This window comes from Rhizobium sp. 42MFCr.1, assembly GCF_000377185.1.
In the GTDB taxonomy this organism is placed as follows: domain Bacteria; phylum Pseudomonadota; class Alphaproteobacteria; order Rhizobiales; family Rhizobiaceae; genus Rhizobium; species Rhizobium altiplani.
Genome location: NZ_KB897870.1, coordinates 1 through 13,877, shown reverse-complemented (window position 1 = coordinate 13,877; position 13,877 = coordinate 1). Strand labels below are relative to the sequence as shown.

Genomic DNA, 13,877 nt, shown 5'->3' with positions numbered 1-13,877 from the left:
ATCAACGATAGCCGGTAGCGTCGGCGGCTTTGCCTGCGTCCATGACCTCGTCCATGTAGCGCCAGCAGTCCGGCCGCGAGCCGTCCACATCGTCAAAGCCGTAGATCTTGGCGAGCCCGCCGCTCGACAGCGACTGGCCGCTCCAGCGGACGCGTTCTGGATCGGCGGCAACGGCTGCCACCGCCCGGCCCGTGAAGCGCGGTGTCTCGGAGATGATGAAATGCGGCTGCACGGACGTCGCGTCGCGCCAGTTCTCCTCTCGCACATTGAAGATATCGAGCATCATTTCCGAGCGCATCCAGCCGGGCGTCAGCGCCACAGCCGTCGCGTCATGCGGCGCAAGATCCTTGGCATGCGCCCAGGCCATGCGGATGACGCCCGTCTTGACGAGGTCATAATAGGGGCAGAGGCGGTAATGCGTGGCGTTGTATTCGGCCGTGCCGTCGGTCAGTTCGACCAGCAGCCCGCCGGGGCGCTCGACCATCAGCGCCAGCGCGAAATGCGCGGTGATCAGATGGGTGTCGATCGCCAGCCGCAGCATGTGCAGCCCCTTGTCGAGCGAGTGCTCCCAGACCGGCTTGTTCCATTCCGTCAGATGTTCGCCGCCCCAGATATCGTTGACCAGGATATCGAGCCGGCCCTGTTCGCGGCGGATCCTTTCGACCAGCACCTCGACTTCCGAAGGCATGGTATGATCGACGCGAACCGCGATCCCCTCGCCGCCCGCAGCGGTTACCATCTCGGCGGTCTCCTCGATCGTCTCCGGGCGGCCATACTCCGATTGCTTCTCCCGCGTCGTGCGGCCGGTAACGTAGACCGTTGCCCCGGCGGCCCCGAGTTCCAAGGCGATCCCGCGACCTGCGCCGCGTGTGCCTCCGGCCACAAGGGCGATCTTTCCTGAAAGGGCTGCTGTCACTTGCTTGTCCTCCACGCTGGACCAGGCGCAATGGGTGTTCGCCATTGCACTTGAATATAAACGAACGTTCGTTCATATTCGTCGCGAACACAAGAGGAATTTTCATGCCGCGACCCCGTACGCTTTCCGACGAACAGCTTCTCGACATGGTGCTCGGCCTCGTCCATGCGGAAGGTCCTGACGCGGCAAGCTTCGGCACGGTGGCGAAGATCAGCGGCCTTTCCGGCTCGACGCTGGTACAGCGCTTCGGCACCAAGGCTGCAATGCTGCGGGCCTGCCTGCTGCGCGCCTGGGACCGGCTGGACATGGAGACGGCCCGGCAGATCCAGTCTCTTCCCGAGACACCCGAAGGCGCCATCAACCTGCTCGCCGGCCTTTCCAGGGATTACGGCGACGATGCCGCGTCCTACGCTGAAGGCCTGCTGGTACTGCGGGAAGATCTGCGCGACCCGGCCTTGCGTGCTCGTGGGGCTGCCTGGGGAAAGACACTGGCGGCAGCGCTCGACCGATCCCTCGGCGCCCAAGGCAAAACACCGCTCGGACGGCTGATTCTGTCGCAGTGGCAGGGCTGCCTGCTCTGGTGGGGCTTCGAGCCGCAAGGCTCGATCGAAGACTATGTTCGCGCTGAGCTGAGAGAATTCCTTGAGACGGTCGCTCAGCCAGCGACTACTTAGCCGCCTCCGGCTGCTGGGCCTGCACCTCGTCGCCCACTGTCAGCGGCCAATCCACCACATAATCCTCAAAGTCGTCGACCTTGACCTCGGTTTCGTCGATCGTCCGGCCGCGCGCCGAAATGCCGGCGGCATGCACAGTCTCGGGATCGCCAGAAACCAGGGGATGCCACCAGTAAAGATCGCGCCCCTCGTTGATCAGCCGGTAGCCGCAGGTCGGCGGCAGCCAAGCGATCTCGTCGACGTTTTCCTTGGAGAGCTGGACGCAATCGGGCACGAAATCCCAGCGGTTCTCGTAGGAGGAACAGCGACAGCTGTGGTCGTCGAGCAGCTTGCAGCGGATCGAGGTGAAGTAGATGTCGCCGCTATCCCACTCCTCGAGCTTGTTGAGACAACAGAGGCCGCAGCCGTCGCATACGCTCTCCCATTCGGTCGTCGTCATCTCGGCGAGCGTCTTCGTCTTCCAGAAGGGTACTTCTTCCATCATTCCGTTCTTGCAACAGCTCCGCGCAAAATCGCGTGAGAGCTTCCATTTCTCTTGTTCTTGTCAGCCAAATCAACCAATGATTCACCAAGCTCCGGTTACTCCGGGGCACTGTCGGCAGATTTGCCATAGTCCGGCGTCAGGTTCCTCCGACGTCGAAGTGACTGATCGGGCGGGAATATAAGACGTGACGGATCCGGACAATCCAGAAAAACGGCCGCGCAAGCAACGCCACCTGCTTTTGAAGATCGACTCGTGGATCGATTCGACCATCTGGAATGCCGGTTTTCGCTCGGCCGAAATCTGGGAAGACATCACCATCTTCTTCCGCCGCTTCCGCGTTCGCGGCTGGAAGCGCATTGTCTTCGAACTGGCCGGCGAAGGCCTGACATGGGGTTCCGTCGGCGCCGTCCTGATGCTCGCCCTCGCCCAGCCTGCCTTTGAAGCTACCAAGGAAGATTGGCGCAATCGCGGCGACTACGCCGTCACCTTCCTGGATCGCTATGGCAACGTCATCGGCCATCGCGGCGTCATCCACCAGAACTCCGTGCCTATCGACGAACTGCCCGACGCGCTGATCAAATCAGTGCTTGCGACCGAGGACCGGCGCTTCTTCGATCACTTCGGCATCGACGTCATCGGTCTCTTCCGCGCGCTTGTTACCAACGCCCAGGCCGGCGAAGTTGTACAGGGCGGCTCGACATTGACGCAGCAGCTCGCCAAGAACCTGTTCCTTTCCAACGAACGCTCGATCGACCGAAAAATTACGGAAGCCTTCCTGGCGCTGTGGCTCGAAGCCAACCTCTCCAAGAAGGAAATCCTCTCCACCTATCTCGACCGCGCCTACATGGGCGGTGGCACCTTCGGCGCTGCCGCAGCGGCGCAGTTCTATTTCGGCAAGAGCATCACCGACGTCAATCTGGCTGAATCCGCAATGCTCGCCGGCCTGTTCAAGGCGCCGGCGAAATATGCGCCGCACGTCAACCTGCCGGCGGCGCGCGGTCGCGCCAACGAGGTGCTGACCAACCTTGTGCAAAGCGGCCTGATGACCGAGGGCCAGGTGATCGCCGCCCGGCGTAATCCGGCGACGGTCGTCGACCGCAACCAGGTGGAATCACCCGATTTCTTCCTCGACTGGGCTTTTGACGAGGTCATGCGCCTGTCGCCGCGCTTCCCCCAGCATTCGCTCGTCGTCAGGACCACGATCGACATGGGGCTGCAGAGCGCGGCCGACGATTCAGTGGAAACGTCGCTGCGCGAATATGGCGAGCGCTATCACGCCAAACAGGGCGCGATGGTGGTGATCGAAAACGGCGGCGCGGTGCGGGCCATGGTCGGCGGCCGGGATTACGGCGAAAGCCAGTTCAACCGTGCCACCAAGGCGCTGCGGCAGCCGGGTTCATCCTTCAAGGTCTACACCTATTCGGTGGCGATGGAGAGCGGCATGACGCCCGATACCATCGTCGTCGACGCGCCGATCTACTGGGGCAACTGGGCCCCTCGCAACTACGCCAATAAGTACGCCGGCCGCGTCACCATTGCGACTGCCATCGCCCAGTCGATCAACACCATTCCAGTGCGCCTTGCCAAGGAAAAGCTCGGCATCCAGCCGATCCGGGCCATGGCGAAGAACCTCGGCGTCGAGTCGCCCGTGCGCGACGACGTGACGATCCCGATCGGCACCTCCGAGGTGACGGTGCTCGACCAGGCGACCGCCTATGCCGTCTTCCCGGCAGGTGGCTACCAGTCGCGCCGTCACGGCATCACGCAGGTCCTCGATTACGGCGGCGACGTCCTCTACGACTTCGACCGTGACGAGCCGCCCGCCAAGCGGGTGCTCTCCGAGAAGGCCGACACCTACATGAACCAGATGCTGTCCCGCGTCCCCTATGTCGGAACGGCGCGAAAGGCAGCGCTCGACAACGGCATTCTGACGGCCGGCAAGACGGGCACGACGCAGGCGTACCGCGACGCCTGGTTCATCGGCTACACCGGCAACTACACGTGCGCCGTCTGGTTTGGCAACGACGACTATACCTCGACCAACGAGATGACCGGCGGCTCGCTGCCGGCCATGACCTTCAAGCGTGCCATGGACTATGCGCACCAGGGCATCACGCTTCGACAGATCCCCGGCACGCAGCCGCTGCCGCCCGACAAGACGGCAAAAACGGTCGCCGCCGCCAAGCCGGCGGAGGGCAGCCCGCCGCCCCTCGTCCGCCCCCGGATGCTCTCGGTCGAGTCCACGCACATTCTCAAGGACCTTGGCCAGGCGCTGAAGGCGGCGCCCCCGCTTGCCGCGCAAAAGGTGGCGAGCGCCGACTAAGGGCATCAGCAGCAACTGCTTCGTAGAGCGAGGGAGGCCGATCATGTCACGCATCGTCATCATCGGAGGGAGTGGCCACGTCGGAAGCTATCTGGTGCCAGCGCTTGTCGAGCGAGGCCATCAGGTCGTCAATGTGAGCCGTGGCACAGCGAAACCCTATCGCCCCCACTACGCATGGGGTGAGATCGAGAACGTCGCGCTCGATCGCGCGGCCGAGGAGAAAGCCGGCCGGTTCGGCGCCAAGATCGCAGATCTAAGGCCTGATATCGTCGTCGATATGATATCGTTCGACCTATCCAGTACACGGCACGTGGTGGAGGCCCTCCGAGGAAAGGTTGGCCATTACCTGTTCTGTAGCTCGATCTGGGTCTATGGCCGCCTTTTTGCGATCCCCTCGACCGAGACCGATCCGCCCAATCCGATAGACGCCTACGGGAGGGGCAAGGCCGAGTGCGAAGCCTGGCTGACGCGGGAGGCGCACGTCACCGGCTTTCCCGCGACCTGTTTCCGTCCTGGCCATATCGTCGGCGAAGGCTGGAATCCGATCAACCCGATCGGAAACGCGGATCCGGAAGTCTTTTCGCTGATTGCCCGTGGCGATGAACTCGTCTTGCCGAACCTCGGACTTGAAATGGTCCATCACGTCCATGCTGATGACGTGGCTCGCTGGATCATGTGTGCGATCGAGAACCGGTCGGCTTCAATCGGGGAAGTCTTCAACACGGTATCGGAACAAGCGGTGACCCTGCGGGGCTACGCGGAAACGGCATATCGCTGGTTCGGAAAGGAGCCGCGCATCGCTTACAAGCCCTTTGAAGAATGGCTTGCCGATCTCGGCGAGTATGCCGAAAGCAGTCGTGGGCACGTGATCCGAAGCTCGTGCCACTCAATTGAAAAGAGCCGAAACCGCCTGGGCTACAAACCGCGGTACACGAGCTTGGAGGCAGTGCACGAATCTGTGCGGGCGCTGATAGCTTCCGGAAAAGTCGTCGCGGCGGGCGCCGATCCTTGAAAATCGCTTGATGCCAAAAGTCTGGACGCTGATCCAGCTATCGAAAATCGACATCGGCCTTTCGAATGGTCCAGCGTTGATCCGTTTTGGCCGGGATATGCCGCCGATACCGCCCTGCACCATTCCGCCTAGCTAGAATCAGTGGTAACCCTTTCAACTGATTTGTTTCTCAAGGGCGCATAGTGTTTCGGTTTCCTCTCTTCATAGCGATGACTCTGATTATCGCCTTTGGTGGCGGGATCATGATTTCGCTCTACGCGCTGGATGCGACGGCCGGCTTCGGCGCGATCAAGCTCGGCGCCTGGGAAGCCTTCCCCGAGCTACAAACCGAAAGCGCGGACCCCTATGCGAAATCGCACCGGGCGCGTGCCGGACGCCTGCTTTACGGAAACGCCGAAGGCCTGATGTTTACCGCCAAGGTCGATGACGCCGGCGACCGGCTGAATGCCGGCTGCAGCTACCGTATCACGGGGCAGACGCCGCCCGCCCGCATCTGGACGCTGTTTACCGCAGACAACAGCGGCAATCCTGCCTCGCTGCGACCGGGGCTTCCCGGCGCGCTGAATTCCTGGACGGTGCTGCGGCAGCCCGACAGCAGCTTCACGATCGACATTTCCGCGCACGCCCGACCGGGAAACTGGCTAGCGCTGCCGGCGGCGGGTACCTTCCAACTCGTCCTGACCCTCTTCGATACCCCGACAGCCGGCAGCTCCGGCGTTATCGACCTTGCGATGCCGAAGCTTCAGAAAACCGGATGCGGCGATGCTTAGGATCCTGTTTGCCATCCTCGCGGGACTTTTCGGGGCGGCACTCTTGCACCTCGTCATCATTCTTTCGCTGCCGCACTTTACCGGCAAGGACGCCGCCACCCGCGTCGCCTCCGAGGGCGATCTCGACAAGTTCTACCTGCTTGGGTCGACGGACGATGCCGCGGGACTTTCCAACGATGACCCTTTTGTCCGCACTGCTGTCTGCTCGTTCGACATTGAGGAAAATCCAATCCGCCTGACGGCCAAGGGCAATGTGCCGTTCTGGTCTGTCGCGCTCTATGACGAGGCTTCGAACGAGGTCTTCAGCATGAACGACAGAACGTCTGTGGGGGGAGCGCTCGACATTCTGGTCGGAACGCCGATCCAGTTGACAGAGCTTCGCAAGGCTTTGCCGCCTGACCTGCAGAAAACCATTCTCGTGGAAAGTACGCGTTCGGAAGGCTATGTGGTGTTGAGGACATTGGCGCCCCAGGCGAGCTTCGACGCAGCCGCGCGGAACTTCCTCGCGGAGGCCGGCTGCGACGAATATGCCGGCCCCTCGGATTGAAGCAATAAGTCTATTTCTTTGCCCGCGAAATGCGAGGCGCCGGGGAACGCTTCGAGCTTTCCGTCAGGCGCTCGTAACGCACGCCCGTGAAAAGGAGGATCTGTGCCTCGACTGGTTTCCTGCCCTTGCGGCGTTGCGTCTGAGACAGACGGTCCGCCAATGCGACGACTATTGCCATTCTCGTCTCCATGCACGGCCCGAGACGGATGAACTGCGGAATCTCACCCTGCCCGCCTATGCGAGCCAGCGCGTCCTGTAGAACCCGAAACCGGGCTCCGAGGCATTCGCGCCTTTCTCACGGCACCTGTTTGAAATACCGTGATGTGAAACCGGACGACCGAAGCACTCGATCGCCGTTCATACCCGAATTGAGACATATGACAGTTAACAGATCGTTAATTTCATGCCTGGACGTTAGCTATTTGCACGACGTCTTATAAACGCGCTGAGTCCCCATTTGGTTTCAAACTTCTCATAAGAAGTTTCAATCGACAATGTCGCAACGATATTAGCATTAATTCATATACTTAACGGAGGTTGTGTCGGCGATGGCGGCCCCATCACAGCTCCGTGGTTTCTCGTCACAAAAATATCAATTGCGATCCTCACCAATACCGGTAAAGTTGTGTCATCGGCCACGGGTCCGTGGCCAGGCGGCGGGGCGCCGTCTTCCGCTTATTGCGGACAGGGAGGGGTTAAAATGTCTTTGTTTATCGGTTCGACATTCTCTCCTGAGGACCTTGACGTGCTGCGCGATGCCCTCGATGCGTGGTGTGCGGAAAAGCGGATCGACATCAAGAGCGCCGAAGCCCAGATGGCAGCGTCCGCTGCGCTTGACCTCTATCAGTCCGGGAACAATAGCGCCGAGAGGCTTTTGACGGCGCTGCGCGGACACAAAGGGCTTTAGTCACTCCGTCCCGCGGTCGTCATACGGTGAAGCCTTTCGGTACAAATTGAATAAAGTCTTTAGCAAGCGTTAACCCTGCCCATGTAGGATTTGTTCATAACCTATGTGGGGTAAGGGGCGTCCCTTCGCGTCCAGTCCTGCGACATCCCTTTTTGCGTTTCCAGGGTGTGTTCTTGTGCGTGACCGGTTCCGAGACCTAGAGGCCCCATCCGCCAGCCGGAAGAAGGACGTGGTTCTCATGGCGACCGTCAGCAGCTTCGAGGGATTGCAGCCGCCAACCCGCTCCGAACTGCGCCAATTCGCCGAACTCTTCACGCCGCTGTTCCAGGCCTCCTCTCTCGAGGCAAAGCGTCAGGCCGTGGCAGCCCTTTCCCAATGCCCGCAGATTCCACCCGCCGTCGCGCTTTTCGTCGGCTGCCAGTCGATCGACATTGCAGCGCCGTTCCTCACCTCCTCGCCGGCGATCGACGACGAGACCTTGATCACGATTGCGCGCACCCAGGGCAGCGCACACATGAAGGCGATCGTCAGCCGGGATGCGCTTTCCCCGCGGGTCATCGACGCGCTGGTCGGCCTGCGTCAGGCGGAACAGCGGCTGGCAGCTCCGGCTGAGGTCGAAACCGGCATCGTACCATCCGAACCGCCGGTTCCGGCTTCCCTCGAGGAAGCCGAGGCTGCAGCGCGCCGCGCGAGTGAAGAGGAGATACGCAATAGAATCAGGGAGTTGGCACGTCATGTCAGCCGCCCGGAAGGCGATCGCCTCGGGCTGCGTAACCTGTCGCCGATCCAGGCCGCACTCCTCGTCCGCTTTGCCCGCAATCGCGAAGCGGCGCTCTTTGCAAAGGCGCTTGCCAGCGGGCTTTCGGCAAGCCGCTGGCTTGCAGAGCGCATTATGCTCGATATCTCCGGTCAGCAACTGGCGACCACGCTCATCAGTCTCGGCCTGGACTTCCGCGACGCCGTCTTTGTGCTCGAAAAGCTCTACCCGCACCTCGCGGAACCGCAGCATGGCGTCACGCGCGCATGGATGGTGCTGGACAGTCTCGATCTGGAAGAGTGCAACGCCCGCGTCGACGCCTGGCGCCGCGCCGACAGCTATACCTACCTGCCCGAAAAAACAGAAACGGCGCAAGCCGCCCATGAGGAACCGCCCGCCCAGGACAGGCGCATCATCCGTACACGCTGACTTTGACTAGAGCGGGTTCTCGCGCCCGTCGCCAAGCGGAACGATATCCCCGAGCTCATCGGCTTCAAGCTCGACGATCCAGAGGTCCGGGTCGAACTTCCGCTCACGCTCGAGCATTTCCCTGACCCGATCAGGCTCTTCGCGCGTCAGCCGTTGCTCGAATAGGCGCTCCCCGCTCGTCTCGTCGTCGAAGAGGCTTTGCGGCGCTGGGCCGTAGAGCGTCTCAAGACCATCGCGGAAGTGCTGGCGAATGAAGATGGCGCCCGCCTCGTCGGCACCCTTTGCCTCGACAGCGGCAAAGTCACCTTTGGCAAAAACCCGGCGCAGGAGGGCGGAGACGAAAATATCGGTGCGTAATCTCATCGGCGAGCTATAGCAGACAAACGGCAAGCGGCAATGCTTGGCATTGCCGGGCTTCAGAGCGCGCCGATCTCCTTGAGCTTCTTCAAGACCGCTTCGCTCGGCTCGCCATTCTCGGGAAGGTTGTAGTGCTTCTGGAAGTGGCGAATGGCGGTGCGGGTCTGTTCTCCCGGCACACCGTCAACGCCGACATTGGCGTAGGCCATGTTGCTGAGGCCCTTCTGGATCTTCAGGACGAGATCCACAGTCGACAACTCCGCGGATGGTGCGGCTTTCTTTGCAAGTGTCGGCGCGGTCTTCACACTCTTTTCGGCGCTGCGGATGGCGGCGGCGACAGGATCCTCGGCGGATGCCTTCGAGGTGATGTCTTCGCGCGGCTTTTCCAGCGGGATCGCCGAGGGGCCGACCGAGTCGGTTCTGAGCGCTGCCAGCACATCTGGCGTTGCGTCGCCCGTCTGCGGCATGCCCACGGTTTCTTCGAAGAAGAGGATCGCCGCACTGGTGCGCGGGCCGATGACCCCATCCGGAGTGCCGTTGTAAAGGCCACGCCGGACCAGTTCGGTCTGGATGTCCATGACGATCTGGCTCGGCTGCTGCCCGCCGGGAGCGACTGGCGGCGTCGCATTGGTCTGCGTGACGTCGGCCTCGTCCTGCCGCTGGATCTTGAAGGTGGTGACATTCCCGCTTTGCTCCTCGATGACCGGGCGACCGCCGAGCACGTTCGGAAAGAGCGGATCGCGGGTGCGCAGGAACGGGTGCGGATGTGCCCCTGGCTGATACCAGAGCGCGTTTGCGGCGACGAAGCTGAAGATGACAAGGAAGGCTGCCGTACCGCCGGCAACCGACGGGTTGCGGCCGATCACGCCGCCGAGCACGCTTGCGCCCTGCAGCCCGATACCGCCGACCATGGTTGCCCCTGTGAGAAGGAGGCTCGGCCGTTTCTGTCGGCCTCTCCGTCCCTTAGGCGATTTTCGCTTGCTCGCGGCCATCGAAAAGCCCCTCTTCCAAAACGCCCGCTAGCGCCGGCACAGCCTTCAGTCGCGGCGGAAACTCGACAAGATCGTTGCGGGCAGTACCCACAGCCGGAATGCCAGAGCCATCCGCTGCAATGGAAATCGTAATGATCGTACCGGCGCCCGGCGTGCTGGCGATTGCGAAGTCGCCGCCATGCAGCGCCACCAAGCCCTTCACCAACGACAGGCCGAGTCCCGTTCCCTCGAATCGGCGGCTATAGTCGTTCTGGATCTGGACAAAAGGTTGGCCGAGCGTTTCCAGCTTGTCGCCGGGAATGCCGATGCCGGTGTCGCTCACGCAGAGGTTCAGAACGCCGTCGCGCATCGACGCGTCGATCGAGATCGCACCGCCCGCATCGGTGAATTTCACGGCATTGCCAACCAGATTGATCAGGATCTGCTGGATCGCGCGCTGATCGGCCACGACCTCGTCGAGATCGCGCTGCACTCGGCTTGTCAGCGATACACCCTTGGACTTCGCCTGCAGCGCCAGCATGGCCTCGCAGGAACGAACGACGGATGCAATGTCGAAGGGTTCGAGGCAAAGCTCGTAGCGCCCCGCTTCGATCTTGCTCATGTCGAGCATGGTGTTGACGACGGAGAGCAGGTGCGCGCCGGATTCCCTGACAAGGCCGACATATTCCCGCTGGCGGTCGTTTTCGAGCTTGCCGAAATACTCGCCGAGCAGGATGTCGGAGAAGCCGAGGATGGCGTTGAGTGGCGTGCGCAATTCGTGGCTGACGGCGGCAAGGAACCGCGATTTTGCATCGTTTGCCGAGCGGGCGTCGGCGGCGCGGTTCTGCGCCTCCTGCCGTAACTGCTGCTCCACCGAGACATCGCGTAGCTGGGCAATCACGCTGAAGAGCGTGCCGTCGCCGTCCTGCCGCGCGGTCATATCCATACGCAGGTAGGCAAACTGCCTGTTGTCACGCGAAACCGAAGGGCGCTCCAGCCGCAGATCGACCGCGGCAGTCGCCTCACCCTGGCGAAGCTGATCCAGCGCCTGCAGGAAAAGGATGCGGTCAGAGACATGTATCTGATCGACAAAGCCCTTGCCGATCGGATCACGCATCCAGGCGAGATATTCGCGCTTGTCACGACCGCCGACGGCAGTGACGTTGCCCTGCGGATCCAGGAAGAAGGCGAGACCGGCGGTTGCTTCCATGAAAAAGTCTTCGGCGACAGGCGCGGCAATCGGCGCTGTTGCCGTACCCTGACGCGACAGGGCAATGCTGCCCACCGCAGAAAACAGGAAGGCCGCGCAGACGGTTGCGACACCGACGGGTAGCGCAATGGCAGGACTGGTCACAGAAGAGAGCCCAACTGGGACCGCGACGAGAGCCGCCGACGAAAGCAGCGCCAAGCGGCGCAGGATCATCAATTCACGCTGGCGCACCGCTGTGCCCCCTCCTGTCCGGGAGAGCCAGCTTTCCACCGCCCGGTCCACGAGGGCTGCCGCCCGCTCTGCGATCTTACTCATTACACGCACGCAATACCCGCCCAAAAAAGGCTTTTTACCAAGGCCGACAATAGGCCTTGGGCGCTTAAGGAAAGGATAAGGGAAAAGCCGCCTCCACACCGCAGAAGAGCGAAATGTCCCGTTTTTGGACATATGGAAGCGGCTTTGTTTTTTACGGTTAACGGGCGGTAAGCGACGGATTTCGCTCACATTTCAGCTTGCTGTTAACCTTTGTGGCAGCTCTGCCGCAAGGTTTGCCTGCAATTACAGGAGGAGGCCGATGACATGCTTAACAGCGGTCGCTACAATTTGACCGAAATGCGGTGCAAATCCCGTTCATTAAAATTCGAACTAAATTTGAGGCAAATGCCGACGAGTTTTGAAAGCTGGCATTCGCAACTCTGCTCTAAGGTCAAAGCACACCGGAAGACCGGACCGATTCGGCGGTAAGACCGAACGGGAAAACAGGATGGCAACGACGATGTGGTTTCTGATCAAAGGATCATTCTGGTTCGGGCTTGTGCTCGTGTTGCTGTCGTTCTTCAGCGGCGAGAGCTCGACCAGCTCGCAGCCGACATTGCAGTTTTCCGACGCCTTTGTCGCGGCGACAGGCGCCTATGACTACGTGACAGGCATGTGCGGCGAGAAGCCGGAGGTCTGCGTCAAGGGTGCGGAGACCATGGCCGCGCTCGGCCACCGGGCCCGCGAAGGCGCCCGTGTCGCCTATGAGCTGCTGGACAGCCGTTTCGGTGACGACAACGCCGCCAAGCCTGCTGTCGCACCCAATGCGCCGATCGCTCCCGTCGCGGCACTTGCGCCCTCCCATGCCGAGGCTCAGGCCGAGGCACAGGAGCGCACCGCAGCGCTGAACCAGCCGATACCCTATCGCCCGCCGGTTGACGACGGCGATGAAAGCCTTTCCGACACCGTGACGACGGGCACCATTCCGCTGCCGACGCCGCGTCCGGCCACCTGAGAATTCCGCGGGATTTCCCGCAACCAAGCTTGCACCGGCGATCCGCAAGCCGCGGAATGTCCCATGCCTGACGTGCCTGCCCTGTTTATTTCCAGCTTTTGCTGCGCCGCGAGGATGCCCATCCTCCGCGGCGTTTCTTTTTAATGGTTCAAATCTGGCCGCGTTTCACCTATATGAAACCTGATAACGAAAGGCCACAATACATGACGTCCCTCGAGCAGATCATTGACGACTTCTCCTTCCTCGACGACTGGGAAGATCGCTATCGCTATGTGATCGAGCTCGGAAAGGCGCTTCCGGACCTTCCCGACGACAAGAAGACATCGGCCAACAAGGTGATGGGCTGCGCCAGCCAGGTCTGGCTCGTAACGCACACCGCGGGGGATCCGGACAATCCCGTCATGACCTTCGAGGGCGACTCCGACGCGCATATCGTGCGCGGGCTCGTGGCCATCGTTCTTGCAACCTATTCCGGCAAGACGGCATCGGAGATCGCGGCCCTCGACGCCTTCGACGTATTCTCGAAGATCGGCCTCGTCGAGCATCTCTCCTCGCAGCGCGCCAACGGCCTGCGCTCGATGGTCAACCGCATCCGCGAGGAAGCCCGCGTACGCGCTGTGGCCTAAGCAACCACCCGCCTCATCACGAATAGAGTTCGGGCCTGTAGCCCTGCGCACCCCAATGCTCCACGCGCGATCGGCGCGCGGGCGCCGGCGGATTGTAATGCCGGGAGAGCGCCATCAGGGCCGTGCGCAGCATCAGTTTGGCCGCTTCCCCCTTTCTTCCCCGGCCAAATCGGCATAGGGGGCGATCATATTTGATCGCTCCCCTGCCACACCACCCGGCATGCGGGTCCGCACCGGGCGGTTCGAGGGATTGAGGTTATGCGAGTCTGGGCATTCCGAGTTGGTCGGCCCATCTGATGGTGAGAACGGCGTTGATGAGCTTGCCGCTGTTGCGCCACCAGCGGCGGGCGTTTGCCGCCACCTGTAGGGCCACATCGGGTTTTGCCCCCCCGAACCGTCAGTTCCCGGAAGATAGTCCTGCTGTGCTTCCATTGCTTGAGCTGGATAGCCCTCAAACGGTGACGCATCCATTCGTCCAGCCTTTGCCAGACCCGAGATGTTTGCGCCAGCCGGAAGTAGGCTTTCCATCCGCACACGAAGATACGCAGCCGTTCTGCCACCGCTTTCAGGGATCGACCCGTCACGCGCGGTGTCAGTTCGCGAATGCGCTCCTTGAACGCCTTG

The 13,877-nt window shown here is 61.6% G+C and carries 16 protein-coding genes; 9 read left to right on the top strand and 7 right to left on the bottom strand.

Going from position 1 to position 13,877, the window contains the following annotated elements; translation table 11 throughout:
• Position 1 precedes the first annotated feature (1 nt).
• A complete protein-coding gene (locus tag C934_RS0129090) occupies positions 2 to 916 on the bottom strand; it encodes an SDR family oxidoreductase (RefSeq protein WP_026372180.1) in 915 nt (304 codons plus the stop codon).
• 104 nt (positions 917 to 1,020) lie between these two features.
• Here C934_RS0129090 and C934_RS0129085 point away from each other — a divergent pair, with 104 nt between their 5' ends.
• Positions 1,021 to 1,590: a TetR family transcriptional regulator gene (locus C934_RS0129085; protein ID WP_018860042.1), complete on the top strand. Its 570-nt coding sequence runs from the start codon at positions 1,021 to 1,023 to the stop codon at positions 1,588 to 1,590.
• Here the strand turns inward: C934_RS0129085 and C934_RS0129080 are convergent.
• The gene (locus C934_RS0129080) at positions 1,583 to 2,071 is read right to left on the bottom strand and encodes a YcgN family cysteine cluster protein (protein WP_026372179.1); all 489 of its coding nucleotides are present in this window, start codon (positions 2,069 to 2,071) and stop codon (positions 1,583 to 1,585) included. The two genes, C934_RS0129085 and C934_RS0129080, sit on opposite strands and share 8 nt — an antisense overlap.
• A gap of 187 nt (positions 2,072 to 2,258) precedes the next feature.
• Between C934_RS0129080 and C934_RS0129075 the strand changes: the two genes are divergently transcribed.
• The 4 genes from C934_RS0129075 to C934_RS0129055 all read left to right on the top strand — a co-directional run bounded on the left by C934_RS0129075 (position 2,259) and on the right by C934_RS0129055 (position 6,726).
• Complete coding sequence (locus tag C934_RS0129075; RefSeq protein ID WP_018860040.1) at positions 2,259 to 4,397, top strand: transglycosylase domain-containing protein; 2,139 nt, start codon at positions 2,259 to 2,261, stop codon at positions 4,395 to 4,397.
• Between the two features lie 43 nt (positions 4,398 to 4,440).
• Positions 4,441 to 5,409, top strand: coding sequence for an NAD-dependent epimerase/dehydratase family protein (locus C934_RS0129070; protein WP_018860039.1), 969 nt, complete (start codon positions 4,441 to 4,443; stop codon positions 5,407 to 5,409).
• A gap of 182 nt (positions 5,410 to 5,591) precedes the next feature.
• Entirely contained in the window at positions 5,592 to 6,179 is a 588-nt protein-coding gene (locus C934_RS0129060) for a DUF1214 domain-containing protein (protein ID WP_026372178.1), read from the top strand.
• Positions 6,172 to 6,726, top strand: a complete 555-nt coding sequence (locus C934_RS0129055; RefSeq protein WP_018860036.1) for a DUF1254 domain-containing protein — start codon at positions 6,172 to 6,174, stop codon at positions 6,724 to 6,726. The genes C934_RS0129060 and C934_RS0129055 overlap by 8 nt, the downstream gene beginning before the upstream one ends.
• 10 nt (positions 6,727 to 6,736) lie before the next feature.
• Here C934_RS0129055 and C934_RS35380 read toward each other — a convergent pair whose 3' ends face one another.
• The gene (locus C934_RS35380) at positions 6,737 to 6,904 is read right to left on the bottom strand and encodes a hypothetical protein (RefSeq protein WP_018860035.1); all 168 of its coding nucleotides are present in this window, start codon (positions 6,902 to 6,904) and stop codon (positions 6,737 to 6,739) included.
• A 522-nt stretch (positions 6,905 to 7,426) separates the two neighbouring features.
• On the opposite strand from C934_RS35380, the gene C934_RS0129045 reads away from it, so the two are divergent.
• Positions 7,427 to 7,633, top strand: a complete 207-nt coding sequence (locus C934_RS0129045) for a hypothetical protein (protein ID WP_018860034.1) — start codon at positions 7,427 to 7,429, stop codon at positions 7,631 to 7,633.
• 175 nt (positions 7,634 to 7,808) lie between these two features.
• Positions 7,809 to 8,819 (top strand): DUF2336 domain-containing protein, encoded by a 1,011-nt coding sequence (locus tag C934_RS0129040; RefSeq protein WP_026372177.1) that lies wholly within the window; start codon positions 7,809 to 7,811, stop codon positions 8,817 to 8,819.
• A gap of 6 nt (positions 8,820 to 8,825) precedes the next feature.
• On the opposite strand, the gene C934_RS0129035 is transcribed toward C934_RS0129040, so the two are convergent.
• From C934_RS0129035 to C934_RS0129025, 3 genes are read right to left on the bottom strand one after another with little or no spacing between them, the layout of a single operon-like run.
• Complete coding sequence (locus C934_RS0129035; RefSeq protein ID WP_026372176.1) at positions 8,826 to 9,182, bottom strand: DUF1491 family protein; 357 nt, start codon at positions 9,180 to 9,182, stop codon at positions 8,826 to 8,828.
• Between the two features lie 53 nt (positions 9,183 to 9,235).
• Positions 9,236 to 10,168 (bottom strand): peptidoglycan-binding domain-containing protein, encoded by a 933-nt coding sequence (locus tag C934_RS0129030; RefSeq protein ID WP_025661029.1) that lies wholly within the window; start codon positions 10,166 to 10,168, stop codon positions 9,236 to 9,238.
• Entirely contained in the window at positions 10,140 to 11,672 is a 1,533-nt protein-coding gene (locus C934_RS0129025; RefSeq protein ID WP_037090648.1) for a sensor histidine kinase, read from the bottom strand. The genes C934_RS0129030 and C934_RS0129025 overlap by 29 nt, the downstream gene beginning before the upstream one ends.
• A gap of 460 nt (positions 11,673 to 12,132) precedes the next feature.
• Here C934_RS0129025 and C934_RS0129020 point away from each other — a divergent pair, with 460 nt between their 5' ends.
• Both C934_RS0129020 and C934_RS0129015 read left to right on the top strand, forming a co-directional pair.
• On the top strand, positions 12,133 to 12,627 hold the full coding sequence (locus C934_RS0129020) for a DUF5330 domain-containing protein (protein WP_026372174.1): 495 nt from the start codon (positions 12,133 to 12,135) through the stop codon (positions 12,625 to 12,627).
• A gap of 203 nt (positions 12,628 to 12,830) precedes the next feature.
• Complete coding sequence (locus C934_RS0129015) at positions 12,831 to 13,253, top strand: SufE family protein (protein ID WP_026372173.1); 423 nt, start codon at positions 12,831 to 12,833, stop codon at positions 13,251 to 13,253.
• A gap of 185 nt (positions 13,254 to 13,438) precedes the next feature.
• Here C934_RS0129015 and C934_RS34310 read toward each other — a convergent pair whose 3' ends face one another.
• Positions 13,439 to 13,837, bottom strand: coding sequence for a group II intron maturase-specific domain-containing protein (locus C934_RS34310; protein ID WP_245268045.1), 399 nt, complete (start codon positions 13,835 to 13,837; stop codon positions 13,439 to 13,441).
• Positions 13,838 to 13,877: the final 40 nt, after the last annotated feature.

Bases quoted from the DNA above. Each gene is read 5' to 3' on its own strand.
- C934_RS0129085 (WP_018860042.1), top strand. From the start codon at position 1,021: ATGCCGCGACCCCGTACGCTTTCCGACGAACAGCTTCTCGACATGGTG.
- C934_RS0129080 (WP_026372179.1), bottom strand. From the start codon at position 2,071: ATGGAAGAAGTACCCTTCTGGAAGACGAAGACGCTCGCCGAGATGACG.
- C934_RS0129070 (WP_018860039.1), top strand. From the start codon at position 4,441: ATGTCACGCATCGTCATCATCGGAGGGAGTGGCCACGTCGGAAGCTAT.
- C934_RS0129055 (WP_018860036.1), top strand. From the start codon at position 6,172: ATGCTTAGGATCCTGTTTGCCATCCTCGCGGGACTTTTCGGGGCGGCA.
- C934_RS35380 (WP_018860035.1), bottom strand. From the start codon at position 6,904: ATGGCAATAGTCGTCGCATTGGCGGACCGTCTGTCTCAGACGCAACGC.
- C934_RS0129045 (WP_018860034.1), top strand. From the start codon at position 7,427: ATGTCTTTGTTTATCGGTTCGACATTCTCTCCTGAGGACCTTGACGTG.
- C934_RS0129035 (WP_026372176.1), bottom strand. From the start codon at position 9,182: ATGAGATTACGCACCGATATTTTCGTCTCCGCCCTCCTGCGCCGGGTT.
- C934_RS0129030 (WP_025661029.1), bottom strand. From the start codon at position 10,168: ATGGCCGCGAGCAAGCGAAAATCGCCTAAGGGACGGAGAGGCCGACAG.
- C934_RS0129025 (WP_037090648.1), bottom strand. From the start codon at position 11,672: ATGAGTAAGATCGCAGAGCGGGCGGCAGCCCTCGTGGACCGGGCGGTG.
- C934_RS0129020 (WP_026372174.1), top strand. From the start codon at position 12,133: ATGTGGTTTCTGATCAAAGGATCATTCTGGTTCGGGCTTGTGCTCGTG.
- C934_RS0129015 (WP_026372173.1), top strand. From the start codon at position 12,831: ATGACGTCCCTCGAGCAGATCATTGACGACTTCTCCTTCCTCGACGAC.